Below are 16,952 nucleotides of genomic sequence, written 5' to 3' on the forward strand. Positions count from 1 at the left end.
ACCCCGCTCGATCGCCGAGGACGAGTGTGGATCTCTCCGTCGTCGACCTCTCGCCCGTTCCGACCGACGGGACTGCGACCGATGCGTACGCGAACACCGTCGAAAGCGCCCAGCAGGCCGAGAGCCTCGGCTATTCCCGGTTCTGGGTGGCCGAACACCACGGCATGGCGACCACCATCGCCGGCACGACGCCAGAAGTGTTGCTCGGGCATCTCGCCGCCGAGACCGACTCGATCCGACTCGGGTCGGGCGCGGTCCTGCTCAATCACTACAGCCCGTTCAACGTCGCCGAACAGTTCGGCGTCCTCGACGCGCTCGCTCCGGGCCGGATCGACGCGGGCCTCGGCCGCGCGAACGGGTCCCCCGCTGCCGATCGCGCGCTGGGCACCGACCGGCGCGTCCAGAATCCCGATGCGGACCAGACCGAAAAGATCGAGGCCGTGATGGATCACCTCTCCGGTGGCTTCCCCGACGATCATCCGTACGCCGACCTCGAAGTCCCGGGTTCGGGCGCGGGCCTGCCGGAGCCGTGGGTTCTCGGATCCAGTCCGTCGAGCGCGTCGATCGCCGCCGAGTTGGGCCTTCCCTACTGTTTCGCGGCGTTCATCCGCCCGCAGTTCGCCGTCCGGGCGTTCGAGACCTACCGCGATCAGTTCCAGTCCACGTCGCTGGCCGGGAGCGTCGACCAGCCTCAGGGGATGCTCGCGGTCAACGCCGTCTCTGCCGAGACTGATAGGGAGGCAGTCCGACTGCGCGCGGTCGCCGAGGCGTCGTTCGCGCGGATGCAACGCGGCGTCGTCGGCACGCGACCCTCCATCGAGGAAGCGATCGACGAACTCGGGGGCGCCCCCGACCCGACACCACCACGACTCGACGGTGACGACTGGCCGCGTGCCGTCTCGGGCAGTCCGGAGACCATCTCGTCGGTGCTCGACCAGCTCGCGGATCGCGTCGGCGTCGACGAACTGATGATTCAACACGTCCAGCCGACTCAGGCCGACGCACTGCGATCACACGAACTGATCGCCGAGGGCGTCGGGATTACGTGACCTGACAGCGCTCGGAACGGAGCGTTACCGATCGGCTTCTGTGCGCCCGATCGCGAGCAAGATGACGCCCGCGAGCGCCCAGATCGGGACCGTCAGCGCCGTGACGAGGTCGTCGTTGGTGAGCGCCCACGCGGCGATCAATGCGCTGCCGACGATGGGGACGAGTCCGGCGATCTGAAAGCGCGGGTCCATCGTCCGCAGGTCGGTGGCGAGTGCAGTCGGAGAGAGCGCCATATCGAGGGCAACCGGTCGAGCCCCAAGAGCGTACCCATCCGGCCCGAACTCCTGAACTGGCACGGGTACGGCGTCGCGGAACCGATCGGGCCTGGCCGACTCGTCGGAACTGACGCCGACCCACCCGATCGGTGACGAAAAAATACAAGTTCCATGCTATCGAAAAATTAAGGTGATGTCTCCAGACGGCCAGTCCTCGGACGGGCGGACGGGTGGACCGGATGCGACGCGGCGACGGGTGCTCGCGACGGTCGCGGGCGCGGCGTTCGCGACCGGGAGCGCCCGTGGGGCCTGGGCGCCCCAGCCACCGGAACTCCCCCATTACTCGCACAACAGGTATATCGGGAGCCAGGAGGTCATCGTGGTCTGGGACGACCCGATCGACCCCTGTGGGAGTGTGATCGACCATTACGAGGTCACCGACGGCACGGGCGAGACCCTGACGGTCCCGGCCGGGATCAACAGGGCCCGGGTCACCCGCGGTGAGATATCGCTTCGTACGGTGACGACCGACGGTCAGCGTTCGGAGGCGGTGACCACACCGACGGACTCGTCGGTGATCGTCGAATCGTCGGATACGCTGTCTCTGGATCCTGCCCACGGATCGATCCCGCCGGGGGCGTCGACGTGGATCCCGCTTCGGGTTCACGCGGGGTATCACGTGTTTTCGGACCTTCCGCAGCCATCGGTGGACTCGCTGTCGGTCAGCCTCACCTCGCCGTGTGCGGCGGAGATCACCGACGTGAGGGCTCACGAGGCGGCCTCAGGCGTCGAAACGTCGATTTCCGAGGACGGATCGAGCGCGTCACTCTCCATCGAGAGCCTTCCGGTCTGTGACGGGGATGTCGTCGGGGCGATCGAAGTCACGGCTCGAACTGTCGGCCACACGAGCATCGTGGGCGATTCGTCGGTCGTGTATCGGGCTGATCCGGGCCGTCTGCACGTGAGCGAGGACGCCGAAGCCCCCGAAGGGTCGTGGACGAGTCCCGGCGGGACCTGTGGCCCGGACTGGCCGACCGACGCGACCGATCCCGACCGCGACGACCGATACGAGGACATCTCGGGCAACGAGCGGATCGATTTCCCGGACGTGAACGCACTCTTCCAGAACATCGATCTCGCGGGAAGATCGAGCAACGAGCAGTATTTCGACTTCTCGGGGGACGGAACGGTCGACATACAGGACGTGCTCGCGCTGTTCGAAATGGTCTGATCGTCGCGAGCGGCGACCGTCGCGTCGGCGGGTCGATCGCTGCGGTGGAGGGCCCGATCGGCCGGCCGCTGTCGTCGTGGTGGCCCCTGCCGCGGGGAGTATACACATATGTCCCCCGGGCCAATGGCGGCGTATGGCCAGGTCTTACGTGATCCTCGGGGACGGTATCGCCGGGAGTTCGGCGGCCGAGACGCTCCGTGAGGAGGACCCCGAGGGGTCGATTACGGTCGTGACCAACGAGGACGAACCCCTGTACAATCGCATTCTCATCAAGGAGTTCGCGAAGGGGACGATGCCCGAAGCCCCGATTCAGATTCACGACCCAGACTGGTACGCCGACCGTGATATCGACCTTCGCCTGGGGACCGAGGCGACAACCGTCGACGTCGAGGGCCACACGGTCGAGACGGCCGGCGGCGATTCGATCTCGTACGATCGCCTCCTCGTCGCGACAGGTGGGACGCCGATGGAACTGCCCGTCGAGGGCGGGACCGCCGCGGGCGTGCATTACTTCTGGACGTTCGACGACGCCCGGCGCATTCGCGCGGCCGCCGGTGAGGCCGAAACGGGCGTGGTCGTCGGAGCGGGCCTGCTCGGGATCGACCTCGCGGCGATCTGTGGCGCGCACGGTTGCGCCGCCCGGTATCTCATGCGCGGCGATCGCTGGTGGCGATACGCGCTCACCGACGCGGGGGCTTCGATCGTCCACGACGGCCTCAGAGAGAAAGGTGTCACACCCGTCTTCGAGAGCGGCGTCGACCACTTCGAGACCGACACGTCGGGCCACGTGACGGCGGCGGTCGATTCGTCGGGCCAGCGCCACCCCGCGGAGTTCGTCGGCGTCGCGATCGGCCTGGATTTCAATACGGACTTTCTCGCGGACACGCCCGTCGAATGTGACGGGGGCATCGTCGTCGACGAACGGATGGCGACCGCCGCACCCGACGTGTACGCAGCGGGCGATATCACGCAGTATTACGACGTCATCCTCGACGAGCGCACGCAGAACGGCACCTGGGGGTCGGCCAAAGAACAGGGCGCGGTCGCCGCCCGGAACATGGTGGGCGAGGACACCGCGACCTTTCGATACGTCCCCTCCTATTCGATCACGCACTTCGACTTTCCTTTCCTCTCCTTTGGCCACCCGACGATCGGCGAGGATCACGCCGAACGCACCTACGAGGAGGGTGTCTGGCGACGCCTGGCGTTCCGAGACGGCCGACTGGTCGGTGGCGTCCTGATCGGTGACGTCAGCCAACAGCGTGTGCTCAAGACGATCATTCGAGAGGAACGGCCCGTCGGAGACCACGCGGAGGCCCTCCTTGCCGAGGAAATCGATCTCGACGCGCTTCCCGAGAGCCCGGTGGACGCGACGGCCGAGTGACTGATCGGAGACAGTCTGCGATCAGCCCTGACAGAAGTCCATGCCGTCGCGAACGGAGTCCCGTTCGCCCAGGAGCGTCACCTTGTCGCCGCGCTCGAAGGTGTAGTCTGCGTTCGGGACGATCGTCTCGCCATCACGGCTGACCAGTGCGATCAGACAGGCGTCGGGGAGTTGGGGGCCGATCTCCTGGATCGACTGGCCGACGAGCGAATCGTTGGTGAGTTCGACCTCCTGGACGTCACCGATTCGGCTGACGTCGGTCATCCAGTGGGCGATCGCCGGCCGCTCGATCTGGTTGTCGATCGCCCACGCCGTCGCCATCGACGCGGAGATGGTCCGGACGCCCAGGTCCTCGAACGGTTCGACGTTCTCGGGGCGGTTCACCCGCGCGATGATGTTCTCGACGTCGAACTCGGCGTCGGCCAGCTGGCTGACCAGCAGGTTCACGTCGTCGTCACTGGTCGCGGCGACGATCGTCTTCGCGTTCTCGGCCCCGGCGTCACGCAGCACGTCCATGTCGGTGCCATCGCCCATGATACCGGTGTACCCGCTGTTCCGGACGATCTCGATCTGGGATTCGTCTTCGTCGACGATGACGACGTTTTCGCCTCGATCCTCCAGCCGTTCTGCGAGGGCCCGGCCGACGCGGCCGCCCCCGACGATGATGACGCGCATTGGGATCACATCCAGGAACTTCGCGACGTGGCGTGCCAGACCGCCCTCGACGGCGGCCGTGGCGAGAATGACCAGAAAGACCGTGCCGATGAGGATGTCTGCCTCGGTCCCCATCCCCTCGGCCTGCAATCGGATGGCGAACAGCGTCGCGACCGACGCGGGGATGATCCCGCGTGGCCCGACGAAACTCATAAACGCCCGCTCGGGCAGCGTAAATCGGTCTCCGATCGTCGAGACGAAAACGAGCAGCGGGCGGATGAACAGGGCGACCGCGATCACGACTGCCAGGCCGGGGATCCCTACCGCGGTGAGCGCCCCGACTTCGAGGATGCCCGCGAGCGTGATGAACACAAAGGAGAGCACGAGCAGCGTCACGTCGCCTTTGAACGTCGCGATCTCGTCTTTGTAGGGCACCTCCATGTTCCCCAGCAAGATCCCCGCCGTCGCGGCGGCGGCGACGCCGGCCTCGCTCTCCAGGAAGTTCGCGACCGCGAAGGACCCGATCGCCCCGGCGAGCACCAGGAGGCGGGCGTTCCGTGGCGCGTCGCCGGCCGAGAGGTCGACGTAGCGGAGCAGATAGAACAGCGCCGCGGCGACGAGCGCGCCGATGAGGACGCCCTCACCGAGTCGGGTGGCGAACTCGTTGACGATGCCGAACGCGGCCGCGCCCTCGATGACGACGACGTCGAAGACGACGACGGCGGTGATCGCCGCGGTCACGTCGTTGACGATCCCCTCGGTCTCCAGAACGGCCGCGACCCGATCGCGGACCGGGACGACCGCGAGGATCGGCGCGATGACCGTCGGGCCCGTCGCGACGAGCAGCGCGCCGATCGTGAAAGCCAGGCCCCACGAGATCGGGAAGGCGAGTTTGGTGGCGATCGCGGTCCCGATCAGCGCAATGGCCGCACCGAGCGTGATGAGCCGAAGCGTCGCCCGCGGGGCCTCGCGGAGGCGCTGGATCTTGAGATGAAAGGCCCCCTCGAAGACGATGATCGCGACCGCCAACTCGACGATCGTCTCCATCGCGTTCGGGCCGAACGTCTCCAGACTGAACAGGCGCGCGGGCAGGTCCATCCCGAGCGCCGATCCCAGCATCGGGAGGACGACCCCCGATACCGGCCCGATGATCAACCCCGCGAGAATGTAGAAGATGATGCTCGGCACGCGCAGTCGGGCCGCGAGCAACTGAGCACTCACCCCGAGCGCGAAGATGGCCGCGACCATCAGGACGACCACGTCGACCCCGGCACTCACGGCGATCGCTCCATGTCCACGGCTCTCGGGTGGCGGTCCAAATAAGCGCGTGGAATCGAGTCGGACGAACACAAGTCACATGGTGTCGATCGATCGGGTGCCGACCGGTCAGGTGTCGAGGACAGCACCCGTTCGTCACAGCCCTGATGTCGCCGCGCGTCCAACGGCCGCCATGCTCGAACTGTTTCCCAACGGCGTCGTCCACTACGCGGCGGGTGGCGTCCTGATCGGCGTCGGCGTCAGTCTCATCTACCTGCTGACGGGCATCGCTGCCGGCGCGAGTAGCGTCCTCGAATCCACGCTTACATACGTCTCCTCGCTCGACCGTCTCAACCGCCCCTCGATGGTCGAGAGTCGCGGGTGGCGACTCGTCTTTTCGGCCGGACTCGTCCTCGGCGCGGCGGCGTACACCGTCCTCGCCGGCGAGGGGATCTGGACGACCGAGGTGCCGATCTGGCGCTTGCTCGGCGGGGGCGTCCTCGTCGGCGTGGGCACGCGGCTTGGCAAGGGCTGTACCTCTGGCCACGGCATCTGCGGGATCGGATCGGTCGCGGGCACGTCGCTCGCGAACGTCGCGACCTTCCTGGGCGTGGCGATCCTGGTCGCACACCTGATCGAGTTCCTGGGAGGTGCGGTCTGATGGCCGACCGTCGCCTCCCGGTCGTCTTCGTCGGAGGCCTGATCTTCGGGGCGGGCCTCGCGATCAGTCGGATGGTCCGCCCCGAGGTCGTCTTGAGTTTCCTCCGCCTGGAGGATCTGGGCCTGCTTTTCGTGATGGGTGGGGCCGCAGTCGTCACGGGCGTGGTGATCGCCCTGGCGACCCGATCGGGCCGGACCGCGCCGTTGACCGGTCGCCCGTACACCCGCCGGCTCAAATCGATGGATCGGAACGTGTTGCTCGGCGGGGCGATCTTCGGTGTCGGCTGGGGGATTTCGGGAGTCTGTCCCGGCGCGGCGATCGCCAGCGTCGGCGTGGGCAACTGGCCGATCCTCGCCGCGATCGCAGGGATGCTCGCCGGGGCCTACCTGCAGGCGGCGCTGTGGCCGCTGCTCGTGACCGGCGAGTAGCGGACCCGCCCCCGGGGCGTCGAACCGCCGACCGCACTGCCGCGTGTCAGTCCTCGTCGCGTTCGTCGAGGAACTCGTGGGCGTCTTCGAGGATCTCCCGGGGCCCGTCCTGGGTGATGGTGTTGATCGCCTGTTCGTAGTCTCGCCACTGGTGGTCGCGATGCTCTTCGGAGAGTTCCGCACTCGTCTCGAAGGACTTCGCGACGAACAGATGGACGGTCTTGTGGATGGTGTTGCCGTCGGCTTCGAACACGTAATCGTAGTCCTGGCGGAAGCCGTCGAGCAGGCGAAAGTCCGAGATGTTCGCCTCTTCTTCGACTTCACGAATGGCCGTCTGCTGGAGTTCCTCCTCGCCTTCGACGCCGCCCTTGGGAAATTCCCAGTCGCCGGGGCGACTCTTCAGGAGTAGATACTCGCGACGGCCACGCGTGTCCCGATAGAGGATCGCGCCGGCACTCGTGGCCTCGATCATACGTCGGATATCGCAGGCAGACGGAAATGAATATCGGAGCGCCCGGGGCGACGCGATGGGTGGGCTTTTAGGCGTGGGTCGACCACCTCCGGACGATCCGATATGCCCTTCGTGACGACGCTCACCTTCACCAGCGGCGATCGCCACACGCTCGAATCGGTGGTTGCCGACATCAAAGAGTCCGCGACCCGGAAGGGCGTCGAACTGAAGGGACCGCACCCGGAGCCACCCACCGAGCAAGCGGTCGATCTCTCCGCGCGATTGCTCGCTGACGACGACGCTATCGACCGCTGGCGCTACTCGGTGTACACGCGCACTATCACCATCGTCGGTCACGACGAGTTCGCTCGGGCGATCACCGAACGCGACCTTCCCGATGCGGTCCACCTCGAAGCCGAAATCGAGCGTCGTTCCTCGGTCGGGTAGTCAGTCGACGGCAGACCGACCCCATCGACGATCGTGGATTCAGTCGATCCGCCGGGCGATCGAGAGTGTTTCTTCCGAGTCGTGATACTGGTCGCGCAAGGCGAAGATCAGCGCGCCACCCCCGACGAGCAGCGCGATCAGACCCACGAGTGGGCCGACGATCGGGATCAGACCGAGCGCGGCGACCCCGACCATCCCGGCGAGCAGGCCGAGCCAGCGGTCGGTGACGTCGAACCGCGCGAGTACCCACCGGCCGAGCGTGTACTTGCCGTAGACGAACGCGATCCACCCGCCCACGATCGCGACTGCGGGCGCGATCACGAGTGCGATCGGAATCCCGACGACAGAGAGGATCAGGATTCCCGAGAAGACGGGCACGGCGAACAGGGCCGCCACCCCCGCCCCGGCGGCGTAGTGGGGGCGATCGATGCCGTGGTCGGTGACCCGTTCGGAGAATCGCGGCAGGACGATCAACAGGATCGCGCCGAGGAACAGATCGACGAGCAGGAAATAGCCCGGCGCGAGCAGGCCGAGCAGGCTGAACGCTCCCGCGCCCGCACCGTCGGACCGGAGGTCGGTGCTCGTGGCCGATCCCTCGGTGGCGGCGCCAGGATCTCCGACGACCGTCGCATCCTCGTCGTAGGTCAGATCACCGCCGATCGAGGCGTCCGGGCCGATCTGGAGGCGATCGACAGCGGCGGTGACCGACCCGGTCACCGACCCGTCGATCTGCAGGTAGCCCGCCTCGGTGTCGATGCTCCCGACCGATCCAGTCTCACGGATTCGTACCGATCCGGCCGACCCGGTGACCGCCCCGTCGACGGTCCCACCGATCGAGACGTCACCCGCGTTCGCCACGATGTCGCCGGTGACCTGCCCCGACTCGGTGACGACGATCGACCCGGCGAACGCCGTCAGGTCGCCCTCGACGGTCCCTTCCACGACGACCGTCCCGCCGTAGGCGACCAGACCGTCCGTGACCGTTTCGTCGGGCCCGACGACGACGGCCCCACCGGTTCGTTCCTCCGCGGCGGCGATCCCCGGCACGACCGCGGCCCCGAGGACCACGAGTGCGAGAATCGCCAGCAGGCGTCCCGTCCGTGTCATGGGTGTGATGACTCGTGGCGCTTGTATAACAGTTTGGGTCGGAAGGTCCGCCGCAGAGCCGTTCTCGGGAGTTCCGCGAGACGCTCGTCCGCGTGATCACGCTCACCCGCCCTTGATCAACCGGACCACGCGCACGTGGTCGGCGTCGATGGGGGCGTCCGCGGGTTGGGGGCGCCCGTCGACGAGGAGCGCGACCTGGTGGACGCTGACCGAGAGGTCCGCGACGAGGTCGCCGAACGTGGCGTCGTCGGGGACCGACCGCTCGTGGGTCGGCCCGCCCGCGACGTCGACGGTGACCTCCATACCGGTCGTTCGTCCCGATCGCAATCAGTCTGTCGCGCTCGTGGCTCGCTCTCGCACTGTCGGACAGTCTCGGGGCCTTTTTGCCCGCGGCCCGTTTCCCTCTGTCCATGAGCGAGGCCGAACGCGCGGGACGGGACGCCGTCTGGATCGAGAAGTACCGTCCCCAGCGCCTGGAGGACATCGCGGGCCACGAAGCCATCGTGAATCGCGTCCGCGAGTACGTCGCCAACGACGATCTGAGTCACATGCTGTTCGCGGGCCCGGCGGGGACCGGCAAGACGACCACCGCCATCGCCATCGCGCGCGAACTGTACGGCGACGACTGGGAGGAGTACTTCCTCGAACTCAACGCGAGCGACGAACGCGGCATCGACGTCGTGCGCGACCGGGTGAAGTCGTTCGCCCGGACCTCGTTCGGCGGGCACAACTATCGACTTATCTTCCTCGACGAGGCCGACGCGCTCACGAGCGACGCCCAGGCGGCGCTGCGCCGGACGATGGAGCAGTTCTCTGACAACGTCCGGTTTATCCTCTCGTGTAACTATTCGAGTCAGATCATCGATCCGATCCAGTCCCGGTGTGCAGTGTTCCGGTTCGCACAGTTGGCCGACGACGCCCTCCGCGAGCAGATCTCACATATCGCCGCCGAAGAGTCGATCGAGGTGACCGAGGACGGCCTCGACGCACTCGTGTACGTCGCCGGTGGGGACATGCGCAAGGCGATCAACGGCCTGCAGGCCGCCGCGGCGGCGGGCGTGACCGTCGACGAGGACGCCGTCTTCGAGATCACCGCGACCGCGCGCCCGGAGATCATCGAGGCGATGGTCGAGAACGCGCTCGACGGCGATTTCACCGCCGCCCGCGCCACCCTCGATCGCCTGCTCGTCGACGAGGGGATCGCCGGCGGTGACGTCCTCGACCAACTCCATCGGTCGGTCTGGCAGTTCGATCTCGACGACGAGGCGGCCGTCCACCTCCTCGACCGCATCGGTGAAGCCGACTACCGGATCACCGAGGGCGCGAGCGAGCGGATCCAACTCGAAGCGCTGCTCGCGGCGGTCGCACTCGATTACTGAGGCTGGTTTTCGAAGGTGACGCGCCGACTCAGGGCCGGCGCGCGATCGTGAGATAGCCGGTGTGGCCAACCCCCGCGGTCGAGGGCCGAGTCCCCCGATCGCCCACGTCGAGTTCCCGCCGGATGGTCTCCCGGCAGGAGACGCGGTTCAGCCCCGCGTCACGGGCTGCCTCGACGACGTCGCTGGCGTGCTCGACGAACGGCGTGTACACCGCGAGAAACCCGCCGGGGACGAGCAACTCGGGCGCGCGTTCGATCATCGTCGGCGCGTCGCCCATGTCCAGGGTCATCAGATCGAACCCCTCGTCGTCCAGCACCTCGCGCACGTCACCCGCGACGACCGAGACGCGATCCCCGACGTCCGCGAGTTCCATGTTGTCGGCGGCGACGCGGGCGAAGTCGGCGTCGCGCTCGAACGTGAGTACGTCCGCACCCGCTCGCCCGAGCGTCGCCGCGAGGATGCCCGTCCCCGTGCCGGCGTCGAGAACGCGATCACTGACGCTGACGCCCGTCTCACCGACGATCAGGCCGACGTCACGGGGCAACATTGGCGCACCCGTGCGCTCGAAGTGCTCCAGAAAATCGGGGCCGCGCAACTCGCGAGCGCGAAAGGCCGTGCCGAGATGGGTCTCGACGGTGTCGCCGGGCGAGAGGTCCGGTGGCACCTCCAGCACGCCCTGGTCGCACTCGAAGCGCTCGCCCGGTTCGAGGACGTACGACCGGTCGTCGTGGACGAAAACGAGCGCCACTAGTCCAGCCGTGCGACCGCGCCCGCGAGGTCGCCGTCTTCGGCTTCGAGTGCGTCACGAGCGTCGTCTTCACTGACGCCCGCGCGCTGGGCGACCAGCGCGACGTCGTCGGGGTCGGGGCCGTCGTCGGCCTCGCTCCCCCCACTCTCGCCGCTCGACTCCTCGACGCTGGGCGACCCGACGATCTGATAGGTCTCCTGGCCCTGGGCGACCATCTTCTGGACCTCCGGCCCGTCGAAGACCAGGTCCTCGTCGTCGGTCCGAATGACGACTTCGGTCGCGTCGATGTCCTCCATGTCGACGCCCATCTGTTCCATCATCTGCTGCAGTTTGCGCGGATCGAGATTTCCGCCGCCGCCTCCAAACATACATCGCCCGACGGGCGGTGGATTCAAAAGGGCTGTCGTTCGCCGCGGCCGGTCGGCCGCCGAGGGGGAGTCGGCGCTGCGGGGTCGCCCGATCACGCGACGCTCTCGCGAACGTCGACGGCGACGCCGGTCTCGAAGGCCGCACACTCCGACGCGGAGAGGGCGGCCTCCCCGACCGCGAGCAGGCCCTCGTCGGTGACGACGAGCACCTCGTCGCCGGGCCGGATCGCGGGGTCGACCTTGCGAACGAACTTCGCGAACGCGTTGCGGCCGTCCCGGACGTACGGATCGGACTCCGATCCGACGACGACCCGTGATCGGGGCGCATCCAGCGCCGCCTGGAGGCGGCGACCCCCCTCGATCCCGAGGGTGAACCGGCCGTCGGTCCCCAGCGAGACGATTCGGCCGTCGGGGCCGTGGACCTGGCGCGGCCGGCCCCCCGACGAGTAGTCGATCGACCGCTGTTCGTCGGCCGGAAACAGCGCGTCGCCCGCCCCCGTTCCGAACTGGTAGGTCGCGATCGCCCGAAGTTTCTCCGTCTCCGATTCCGTCACGTCCTCCTCGCAGGTGCCGATCGGCAAAGCCCCGTCGGTTCACAGCAAGAAGCGGTCGGCCTCGTCGTCCAGATCGTAGTGTGTGTGGGCCGCCTCGACGAGTTGATCCGCCGTCGAGGCACCGAAACTCGCGACCTCGACGCGAACGCCCTCGTGGGTCAGATGCGAACAGAGCCGCGCGAAGTCGCCGTCACCGGTACAGAGGACGAGCGTGTCGACTTTCGAGGCCAGCGAGACCGCGTCGAGGCTCATCCCGACGTCCCAGTCGGCCTTTTTCGACCCGTCACCGAACGTCCGAATTTCTTTCCGTCGTGTTTCGAAACCGATCTCTTCGAGCGCCTCGAAGAAGCTCTCCTCGTCGGGTGAGTTCGCCTCGATGACGTACGCGATCGCTCGAATCAGATCGCGGTCGTCGACCGCAGATTCGAGCAACGCCGCGTAGTCGATCTTCCGGCTGTAGACACTCTGTGCGGTATGGTAGAGATTCTGTGCGTCTGCAAGAACGGCCACTCGTTGGCCCGTGTGAACGGTCGACTGTCGCATGAGTCGTCCTGCACAGCGGGCCGACAAAGCGTTTGTGGGACGGATTCGCCCTACTCCGCGCTGTCGTCGGTCGATTCGGATCCGTCATCCGACCGGTCGCCGTCCGACTGGCCACCGTCGAAGGCAGGCGGCTCCACGGTCGACGCCCTGGCGTCCGCGCCAGTGAGGCGGTCGAGACGGGCCGCGAGGTCTTCGAACCGCCGCATGCGCTCGCGATGCAGGGTGACGATCACGTCCGAGAGCACCGCGAACATCAACAACTGGACGCCGAAGATGATGCCCATCGCCGCGAGCACGGCCATGATTTCGTGGGTGATCGACCGTGTGATCCACTCGACGGCGACGTAGAGGCCGACGCCCGCGCCGGCAGTCGATGTCATCAGTCCGAGACTCCCGAAATAGAACAGGGGGTTGCTCGTCCGGGCCATCTGGTAGAGTGTCAGTCCGATAACTGCGCCGTCGCGGATCGGGCGGAGGTTGGTCTCGGCCTCGGTCGGTCGACACTCGTAGCGAATCGGGACGACGGCGGTCCGGAGGTCGTGTTTGATGCACTCGACGGCCATCTCGGTCTCGATGCCGAACCCGTCGGCCGACAGCGAGAGGCGTTCGATCGAGGCGCGCGTGAAGGCGCGATAGCCACTGAGGATGTCGCCCAGGTCTCGGCCGTGGATCGCACGGAAGGCGTGATTGATCAGCCAGTTCCCCGCGCGATTGAGCCGTGTCATCGCGCCGCGTTCCATGTCCGCGAACCGGTCACCGACGACGTGGTCCGCCCGCCCCTCGAACAGCGGTTCGACCATCGCGTCGGCGTCCTCCGGGCGGTAGGTCGCGTCGCCGTCGACCATCAGGATGTAGGGGGCCTCGATGTGGTCGATCGCCTCGCGGACGGCCTGGCCCTTGCCAGAACCCGACTGTTCGATCACGCGTGCGCCCGCGCTCTCGGCAATCGATTGCGTGCCGTCGGTCGATCCGCCGTCGATCACCAGGACGGTCTCGTAGCCCGCGTCCCGAAAGCCCGTGACGACCTGTTCGATCGCCCCGGACTCGTTGTACGTGGGGACCAACACGCACACGTCGCTCCGGTCCGGCATTGCTCGACGTTCGACCGGCGATCCCTTAAAAGGGTGGTCTCGGTTCCAAACGATAGCCTTTCGGTCGACCGTCGCTCGATATTCTCCTATGCATCTTGGAATCATATATGGGCCCGATCGCGACGACCGGACACCGCCAGCGGAGCCGTTTCACGGGAGTCGGTGATCGCCGTGCCGAAGATCAGCGTCGAAGTCCCGGCGGAACTGTTGGCCGACCTCGATCGTCACGTCGGCTCCGAGGGGAAGTTCGTGAATCGCAGCGAGGCGATTCGGGCGTCGATCCGCAAGCACCTCGATCTGCTCGACGACATCGATGACCGACACGATCGCTTGTCCGACGCCGGGCACCCGGAGGGCATCGATGAGTGAGCGTGCCGGGGCGAGTACCGCGGCGTCCCCGACGATCGCCCAGGTCGTCCTCATCGCGGTGTTCGTCACCGCGCTCGTGACCGCCCAGCTCACCGCCGCGAAGGTGCTCGCGATCGAGTTGCCGGTCGCGATTCCGTTCGCTGGCGACGGCGCGGGCACGCTCTTTTTGCCCGGGGCGGCGCTGGCGTACGCGCTGACCTTCCTCGCCTCGGACTGCTATGCGGAACTGTACGGCCGGCGCGCCGCGCAGATCGTCGTCAACGTCGCGTTCGCGATGAACTTCGTCGTCGTCGCGCTCGTGCTCTCGACGATCGCACTGCCCGCGAGTGCGAACTCACCGGTCGATCCCGCGACCTTCGAGGCCGCGCTGGGCCCGTCGTTCGCGATCGTGATCGCGAGCATGGCGGCGTATCTCGTCAGCCAGAACTGGGACGTGTGGGTCTTTCACGCGATTCGTGATCGCACGGACGGCGCGCAGCTGTGGGTTCGCAATCTCGCCTCGACGGCGTCGAGTCAGGCCATCGATTCGGTGATCTTCGTCGTGCTCGGCTTCGTCGTCGTGCCCGCACTGCTCGGCGGACGGGTGATGGGACTGGAGGCCGCGGCGGCGCTCGTCGTCGGGCAGTACATTCTGAAACTCGCGATCGCCGTCCTCGACACGCCGGTCGTCTACGCGGTCGTGGCACTGGTCAGATCGCAGAGCCCCCGACCCACTCCTGCGCCCGAGTGACCTGACTGTCGAGCCCTCTCGATTGAATCGCCGGACGACAGTCGGATCGACCAAACCTTGAAACCCCGCGTGGTCGAAAACCGCCGGACAGCATGCCGACCGAGTCCGAGCCGTTTGCGTCCCGCCACGCAACGTCGCGTCCTGACGGCTATCCGCCGGACTGGTAGGCTCGACGACAACGCGTCATCGAGCGCGATCAGTTCACCTGCCAGTCGTGTGGCCTGAAGAGCACGCGCATCGAACGGGTCCCGTTCGATATCGACCACATCGTTCCCAAATCCGAGGGTGGCACGCACGCCCTGGAGAACCTCCAGACGCTGTGTCCGGTCTGTCACGCCGAGAAACACCCCGACGTCGACCGACTCCAGCGTCGCGCCCGCCAGTTTCGCCAGCGCAACCGCCCATCGACGCTGTTTCGGGCGATCGCCGTCCTGACGGTGCTCCCAGCACTGCTTGGCCTCCACCGGCCCGCTGGCACGCTGGATCGGTACGGGCGACGGATCGCGGTCGACCGCGTCGAGCACGCGGTCGGGAGCGCCGAGGGATCGGATGTCACCGTCGAAGTGATGCCGACGGAGCTCTGGACGGCGGACGACGCGAGTGTCCAGCAACTGGGGCGGCTCCGCGATCTGAACGGAACCGGTTCGACCGTCCGATTCGTTGCGTGGGCTGGCAACGATCTGCCCCGGATGGAGCGCGACCACCAGTATCGCCTCTTCGGAGCGCGGGTGGACACCTACGAGGGTCACGACCAGCTCGTTCTGGACTCGCTGACCGATATCGAACAGCTCTGAGCGGGCTGCGATCGAAGCGCTGTCACCGAACGAAGGCTTACCCCGATCGGAGCGCAATCCTGCCTGTGTCCCGGAGCGGTCCCGACGCGGTTCAACGTCGACGGTGACCCACTGCAGCCGTGTAGCACGACCCTTTCGACGGGCTATCAACGCGACGGCCACTGTACGGTCGTCCCCGGCGATCACGGTGCGCATCACCTCTGTGCCGAACTCAGCCAGGAGTTTCTTGAGTTCTCTTGCGAACAGGGCAACGATCTGGTCACGCCACGCCCGGAGCTCGATTTCCCGGGACTGAACCCTGGCGATCGGTGGTGTCTCTGTGTCGCGAGCTGGATCGAGGCTCACGAGGCCGGTGTCGCGCCGCCGGTGGTGCTCGACGCGACCAACGAGACAGTCTCCGACGCGATCGATCGCGAGACGCTCGACGTCCACGCTGTCGGGGATTGATCGCGCTCTGCAAACCGTTCATCCAGAAACAGCGTGATCTTTCGGTCGATTGTGGGCCAAAACGGAGTTCACGTCGTCGCGTCCGCTGGTATCGTGCTGCCCGGAGTGCGATCTGAGTGGTGAATCCTCCGACATATTTGCACATCATTCATTTAGAATAGCAGTCTCGATCGGGATATATATATGATCAGTTTGATGGCGAAAATGTATGTCCGACAAGGACTTTATCAGTCGGCGAAAAGCGCTGAAAGGAATCGCAGGCTCGCTTGCGCTGGGGTCAGTACCGGCGGTTGGGTCGGCCAAACGGATGTCGCCAAACGGAAAGCCCGAACCTGGGCACCCGGAAGCACCCGGAGGCCTCGACGACAAACTTTCGGTGGAAGACGGAAAGGTCGTCGTCGAGGGAGAGTCCGAGATAAATGACGAGATAGTTTCGACTCTCGACCAACCTGTTGTCGAAAGCGACACTGGCAGCGTGTCCGCTACGGAAACTACTGCAACCGTCGAGATTCCAGAAGTGACGGCAGGGACGGTTGCTGAGTTCATCAACAAAGGGGTCGAGAACGGCGATTTCGAGGTGTCGTCAGAAAACGGCCAGGTGGCAGTTACCCCGACCGTCGACACATCAGAGATCGAAAGCGACAGCACCAAATTGCAGGACGACGCTTCGATCCAGCACACCAACTGTGGGAAGAACGATCTCATATACGACAATGGCATGTACATAAGGAGTCTGAAGGCCTGGACGGATCACGACCTCACCGATGAAGTCGTCTATTGGATTCAAACAGGCGCAAAGGCGACCGCAGTTGCGGGCCTTATCGTCGCCGCTGTTCCACACCCGTACGCAAAGGTTTCCGGGGTGTGCATCTCCATTCTCGGTATCATTATCAACTGGATCGGCAGTACGATCAAACACATCGATGATGGGTGTGGCGTCTACTGGGAGCGGACCGAGATGATAACCGGGCCAGCGGCGCCTCTCGAAATGACGGTCGAGGCCCAGTAGGCAAAATAGTTACCTCAGTACAAATACATTCTAAG

The 16,952-nt window shown here is 66.2% G+C and carries 22 protein-coding genes; 12 read left to right on the forward strand and 10 right to left on the reverse strand.

Translation table 11 applies throughout. The features are described from left to right. The first annotated feature begins 26 nt into the window (after nucleotides 1-26). Nucleotides 27-1,049, forward strand: a complete 1,023-nt coding sequence (locus HARCEL1_RS05415; RefSeq protein ID WP_108381550.1) for an LLM class flavin-dependent oxidoreductase — start codon at nucleotides 27-29, stop codon at nucleotides 1,047-1,049. A gap of 24 nt (nucleotides 1,050-1,073) precedes the next feature. On the opposite strand, the gene HARCEL1_RS05420 is transcribed toward HARCEL1_RS05415, so the two are convergent. Then, entirely contained in the window at nucleotides 1,074-1,283 is a 210-nt protein-coding gene (locus tag HARCEL1_RS05420; RefSeq protein ID WP_108381551.1) for a hypothetical protein, read from the reverse strand. Nucleotides 1,284-1,458: 175 nt separating this feature from the next. Between HARCEL1_RS05420 and HARCEL1_RS05425 the strand changes: the two genes are divergently transcribed. Together HARCEL1_RS05425 and HARCEL1_RS05430 are read left to right on the forward strand one after the other, a co-directional pair. Next, the gene (locus HARCEL1_RS05425) at nucleotides 1,459-2,496 is read left to right on the forward strand and encodes a hypothetical protein (protein ID WP_108381552.1); all 1,038 of its coding nucleotides are present in this window, start codon (nucleotides 1,459-1,461) and stop codon (nucleotides 2,494-2,496) included. A gap of 133 nt (nucleotides 2,497-2,629) precedes the next feature. After that, the gene (locus HARCEL1_RS05430) at nucleotides 2,630-3,880 is read left to right on the forward strand and encodes an NAD(P)/FAD-dependent oxidoreductase (protein WP_108381553.1); all 1,251 of its coding nucleotides are present in this window, start codon (nucleotides 2,630-2,632) and stop codon (nucleotides 3,878-3,880) included. A gap of 21 nt (nucleotides 3,881-3,901) precedes the next feature. On the opposite strand, the gene HARCEL1_RS05435 is transcribed toward HARCEL1_RS05430, so the two are convergent. After that, nucleotides 3,902-5,818 carry an NAD-binding protein gene (locus HARCEL1_RS05435; protein WP_108384092.1) on the reverse strand — a complete coding sequence of 639 codons (1,917 nt, stop codon included), beginning with the start codon at nucleotides 5,816-5,818 and terminating at the stop codon, nucleotides 3,902-3,904. 166 nt (nucleotides 5,819-5,984) lie between these two features. Between HARCEL1_RS05435 and HARCEL1_RS05440 the strand changes: the two genes are divergently transcribed. Together HARCEL1_RS05440 and HARCEL1_RS05445 are read left to right on the forward strand one after the other, a co-directional pair. Continuing rightward, nucleotides 5,985-6,452, forward strand: coding sequence for a YeeE/YedE family protein (locus HARCEL1_RS05440; protein WP_174182921.1), 468 nt, complete (start codon nucleotides 5,985-5,987; stop codon nucleotides 6,450-6,452). Further along, nucleotides 6,452-6,880, forward strand: coding sequence for a DUF6691 family protein (locus HARCEL1_RS05445; RefSeq protein WP_108381555.1), 429 nt, complete (start codon nucleotides 6,452-6,454; stop codon nucleotides 6,878-6,880). Before HARCEL1_RS05440 ends, HARCEL1_RS05445 begins: the two co-directional genes overlap by 1 nt. A 46-nt stretch (nucleotides 6,881-6,926) precedes the next feature. On the opposite strand, the gene HARCEL1_RS05450 is transcribed toward HARCEL1_RS05445, so the two are convergent. Further along, complete coding sequence (locus HARCEL1_RS05450; RefSeq protein ID WP_108381556.1) at nucleotides 6,927-7,352, reverse strand: bis(5'-nucleosyl)-tetraphosphatase; 426 nt, start codon at nucleotides 7,350-7,352, stop codon at nucleotides 6,927-6,929. 102 nt (nucleotides 7,353-7,454) lie between these two features. Here HARCEL1_RS05450 and HARCEL1_RS05455 point away from each other — a divergent pair, with 102 nt between their 5' ends. Continuing rightward, nucleotides 7,455-7,778 (forward strand): uS10/mL48 family ribosomal protein, encoded by a 324-nt coding sequence (locus HARCEL1_RS05455; protein ID WP_108381557.1) that lies wholly within the window; start codon nucleotides 7,455-7,457, stop codon nucleotides 7,776-7,778. Nucleotides 7,779-7,817: 39 nt separating this feature from the next. Here the strand turns inward: HARCEL1_RS05455 and HARCEL1_RS05460 are convergent, their stop codons facing one another. After that, entirely contained in the window at nucleotides 7,818-8,885 is a 1,068-nt protein-coding gene (locus HARCEL1_RS05460) for a polymer-forming cytoskeletal protein (protein ID WP_108381558.1), read from the reverse strand. Nucleotides 8,886-8,987: 102 nt separating this feature from the next. Next, on the reverse strand, nucleotides 8,988-9,188 hold the full coding sequence (gene samp2, locus HARCEL1_RS05465) for a ubiquitin-like small modifier protein SAMP2 (protein WP_108381559.1): 201 nt from the start codon (nucleotides 9,186-9,188) through the stop codon (nucleotides 8,988-8,990). A gap of 107 nt (nucleotides 9,189-9,295) precedes the next feature. Here samp2 and HARCEL1_RS05470 point away from each other — a divergent pair, with 107 nt between their 5' ends. After that, entirely contained in the window at nucleotides 9,296-10,264 is a 969-nt protein-coding gene (locus tag HARCEL1_RS05470) for a replication factor C small subunit (RefSeq protein ID WP_108381560.1), read from the forward strand. 28 nt (nucleotides 10,265-10,292) lie between these two features. Here the strand turns inward: HARCEL1_RS05470 and HARCEL1_RS05475 are convergent, their stop codons facing one another. The 5 genes from HARCEL1_RS05475 to aglJ all read right to left on the reverse strand — a co-directional run bounded on the left by HARCEL1_RS05475 (nucleotide 10,293) and on the right by aglJ (nucleotide 13,568). Beyond that, on the reverse strand, nucleotides 10,293-11,012 hold the full coding sequence (locus HARCEL1_RS05475) for a methyltransferase domain-containing protein (RefSeq protein WP_108381561.1): 720 nt from the start codon (nucleotides 11,010-11,012) through the stop codon (nucleotides 10,293-10,295). Continuing rightward, nucleotides 11,012-11,380 carry a nascent polypeptide-associated complex protein gene (locus HARCEL1_RS05480; RefSeq protein WP_108381562.1) on the reverse strand — a complete coding sequence of 123 codons (369 nt, stop codon included), beginning with the start codon at nucleotides 11,378-11,380 and terminating at the stop codon, nucleotides 11,012-11,014. The genes HARCEL1_RS05475 and HARCEL1_RS05480 overlap by 1 nt, the downstream gene beginning before the upstream one ends. A 92-nt stretch (nucleotides 11,381-11,472) precedes the next feature. Then, on the reverse strand, nucleotides 11,473-11,934 hold the full coding sequence (locus HARCEL1_RS05485) for a PUA domain-containing protein (protein ID WP_108384093.1): 462 nt from the start codon (nucleotides 11,932-11,934) through the stop codon (nucleotides 11,473-11,475). A gap of 39 nt (nucleotides 11,935-11,973) precedes the next feature. Then, entirely contained in the window at nucleotides 11,974-12,477 is a 504-nt protein-coding gene (locus tag HARCEL1_RS05490; protein WP_108381563.1) for a LabA-like NYN domain-containing protein, read from the reverse strand. 50 nt (nucleotides 12,478-12,527) lie between these two features. Beyond that, a complete protein-coding gene (aglJ, locus tag HARCEL1_RS05495; protein ID WP_108381564.1) occupies nucleotides 12,528-13,568 on the reverse strand; it encodes an S-layer glycoprotein N-glycosyltransferase AglJ in 1,041 nt (346 codons plus the stop codon). 171 nt (nucleotides 13,569-13,739) lie between these two features. On the opposite strand from aglJ, the gene HARCEL1_RS05500 reads away from it, so the two are divergent. The 5 genes from HARCEL1_RS05500 (at nucleotide 13,740) to HARCEL1_RS05520 (ending at nucleotide 16,917) form a co-directional block, all read left to right on the forward strand. Continuing rightward, nucleotides 13,740-13,937: a ribbon-helix-helix domain-containing protein gene (locus HARCEL1_RS05500; protein ID WP_108384095.1), complete on the forward strand. Its 198-nt coding sequence runs from the start codon at nucleotides 13,740-13,742 to the stop codon at nucleotides 13,935-13,937. Beyond that, nucleotides 13,930-14,667 carry a queuosine precursor transporter gene (locus HARCEL1_RS05505; RefSeq protein ID WP_108381565.1) on the forward strand — a complete coding sequence of 246 codons (738 nt, stop codon included), beginning with the start codon at nucleotides 13,930-13,932 and terminating at the stop codon, nucleotides 14,665-14,667. The genes HARCEL1_RS05500 and HARCEL1_RS05505 overlap by 8 nt, the downstream gene beginning before the upstream one ends. 266 nt (nucleotides 14,668-14,933) lie before the next feature. Next, nucleotides 14,934-15,461, forward strand: a complete 528-nt coding sequence (locus HARCEL1_RS13895; RefSeq protein WP_394337428.1) for an HNH endonuclease — start codon at nucleotides 14,934-14,936, stop codon at nucleotides 15,459-15,461. 63 nt (nucleotides 15,462-15,524) lie between these two features. After that, nucleotides 15,525-15,908, forward strand: a complete 384-nt coding sequence (locus HARCEL1_RS05515) for a DUF2237 family protein (RefSeq protein WP_108381566.1) — start codon at nucleotides 15,525-15,527, stop codon at nucleotides 15,906-15,908. 208 nt (nucleotides 15,909-16,116) lie between these two features. Beyond that, nucleotides 16,117-16,917: a hypothetical protein gene (locus HARCEL1_RS05520; RefSeq protein WP_159077033.1), complete on the forward strand. Its 801-nt coding sequence runs from the start codon at nucleotides 16,117-16,119 to the stop codon at nucleotides 16,915-16,917. Nucleotides 16,918-16,952 lie beyond the last annotated feature (35 nt).

The sequence above is a fragment of the Halococcoides cellulosivorans genome (genome assembly GCF_003058365.1).
Taxonomy (GTDB): domain Archaea; phylum Halobacteriota; class Halobacteria; order Halobacteriales; family Haloarculaceae; genus Halococcoides; species Halococcoides cellulosivorans.

What these genes read in the sequence shown, in the direction of transcription:
- HARCEL1_RS05425 (WP_108381552.1), top strand. Translation starts at nt 1,459, where the DNA reads ATGTCTCCAGACGGCCAGTCCTCGGACGGGCGGACGGGTGGACCGGAT.
- HARCEL1_RS05445 (WP_108381555.1), top strand. Translation starts at nt 6,452, where the DNA reads ATGGCCGACCGTCGCCTCCCGGTCGTCTTCGTCGGAGGCCTGATCTTC.
- samp2 (WP_108381559.1), bottom strand. Translation starts at nt 9,188, where the DNA reads ATGGAGGTCACCGTCGACGTCGCGGGCGGGCCGACCCACGAGCGGTCG.
- HARCEL1_RS05450 (WP_108381556.1), bottom strand. Translation starts at nt 7,352, where the DNA reads ATGATCGAGGCCACGAGTGCCGGCGCGATCCTCTATCGGGACACGCGT.
- HARCEL1_RS05470 (WP_108381560.1), top strand. Translation starts at nt 9,296, where the DNA reads ATGAGCGAGGCCGAACGCGCGGGACGGGACGCCGTCTGGATCGAGAAG.
- HARCEL1_RS05455 (WP_108381557.1), top strand. Translation starts at nt 7,455, where the DNA reads ATGCCCTTCGTGACGACGCTCACCTTCACCAGCGGCGATCGCCACACG.
- aglJ (WP_108381564.1), bottom strand. Translation starts at nt 13,568, where the DNA reads ATGCCGGACCGGAGCGACGTGTGCGTGTTGGTCCCCACGTACAACGAG.
- HARCEL1_RS05440 (WP_174182921.1), top strand. Translation starts at nt 5,985, where the DNA reads ATGCTCGAACTGTTTCCCAACGGCGTCGTCCACTACGCGGCGGGTGGC.
- HARCEL1_RS05430 (WP_108381553.1), top strand. Translation starts at nt 2,630, where the DNA reads ATGGCCAGGTCTTACGTGATCCTCGGGGACGGTATCGCCGGGAGTTCG.
- HARCEL1_RS05490 (WP_108381563.1), bottom strand. Translation starts at nt 12,477, where the DNA reads ATGCGACAGTCGACCGTTCACACGGGCCAACGAGTGGCCGTTCTTGCA.
- HARCEL1_RS05520 (WP_159077033.1), top strand. Translation starts at nt 16,117, where the DNA reads ATGTCCGACAAGGACTTTATCAGTCGGCGAAAAGCGCTGAAAGGAATC.
- HARCEL1_RS05420 (WP_108381551.1), bottom strand. Translation starts at nt 1,283, where the DNA reads ATGGCGCTCTCTCCGACTGCACTCGCCACCGACCTGCGGACGATGGAC.
- HARCEL1_RS05460 (WP_108381558.1), bottom strand. Translation starts at nt 8,885, where the DNA reads ATGACACGGACGGGACGCCTGCTGGCGATTCTCGCACTCGTGGTCCTC.
- HARCEL1_RS05505 (WP_108381565.1), top strand. Translation starts at nt 13,930, where the DNA reads ATGAGTGAGCGTGCCGGGGCGAGTACCGCGGCGTCCCCGACGATCGCC.
- HARCEL1_RS05480 (WP_108381562.1), bottom strand. Translation starts at nt 11,380, where the DNA reads ATGTTTGGAGGCGGCGGCGGAAATCTCGATCCGCGCAAACTGCAGCAG.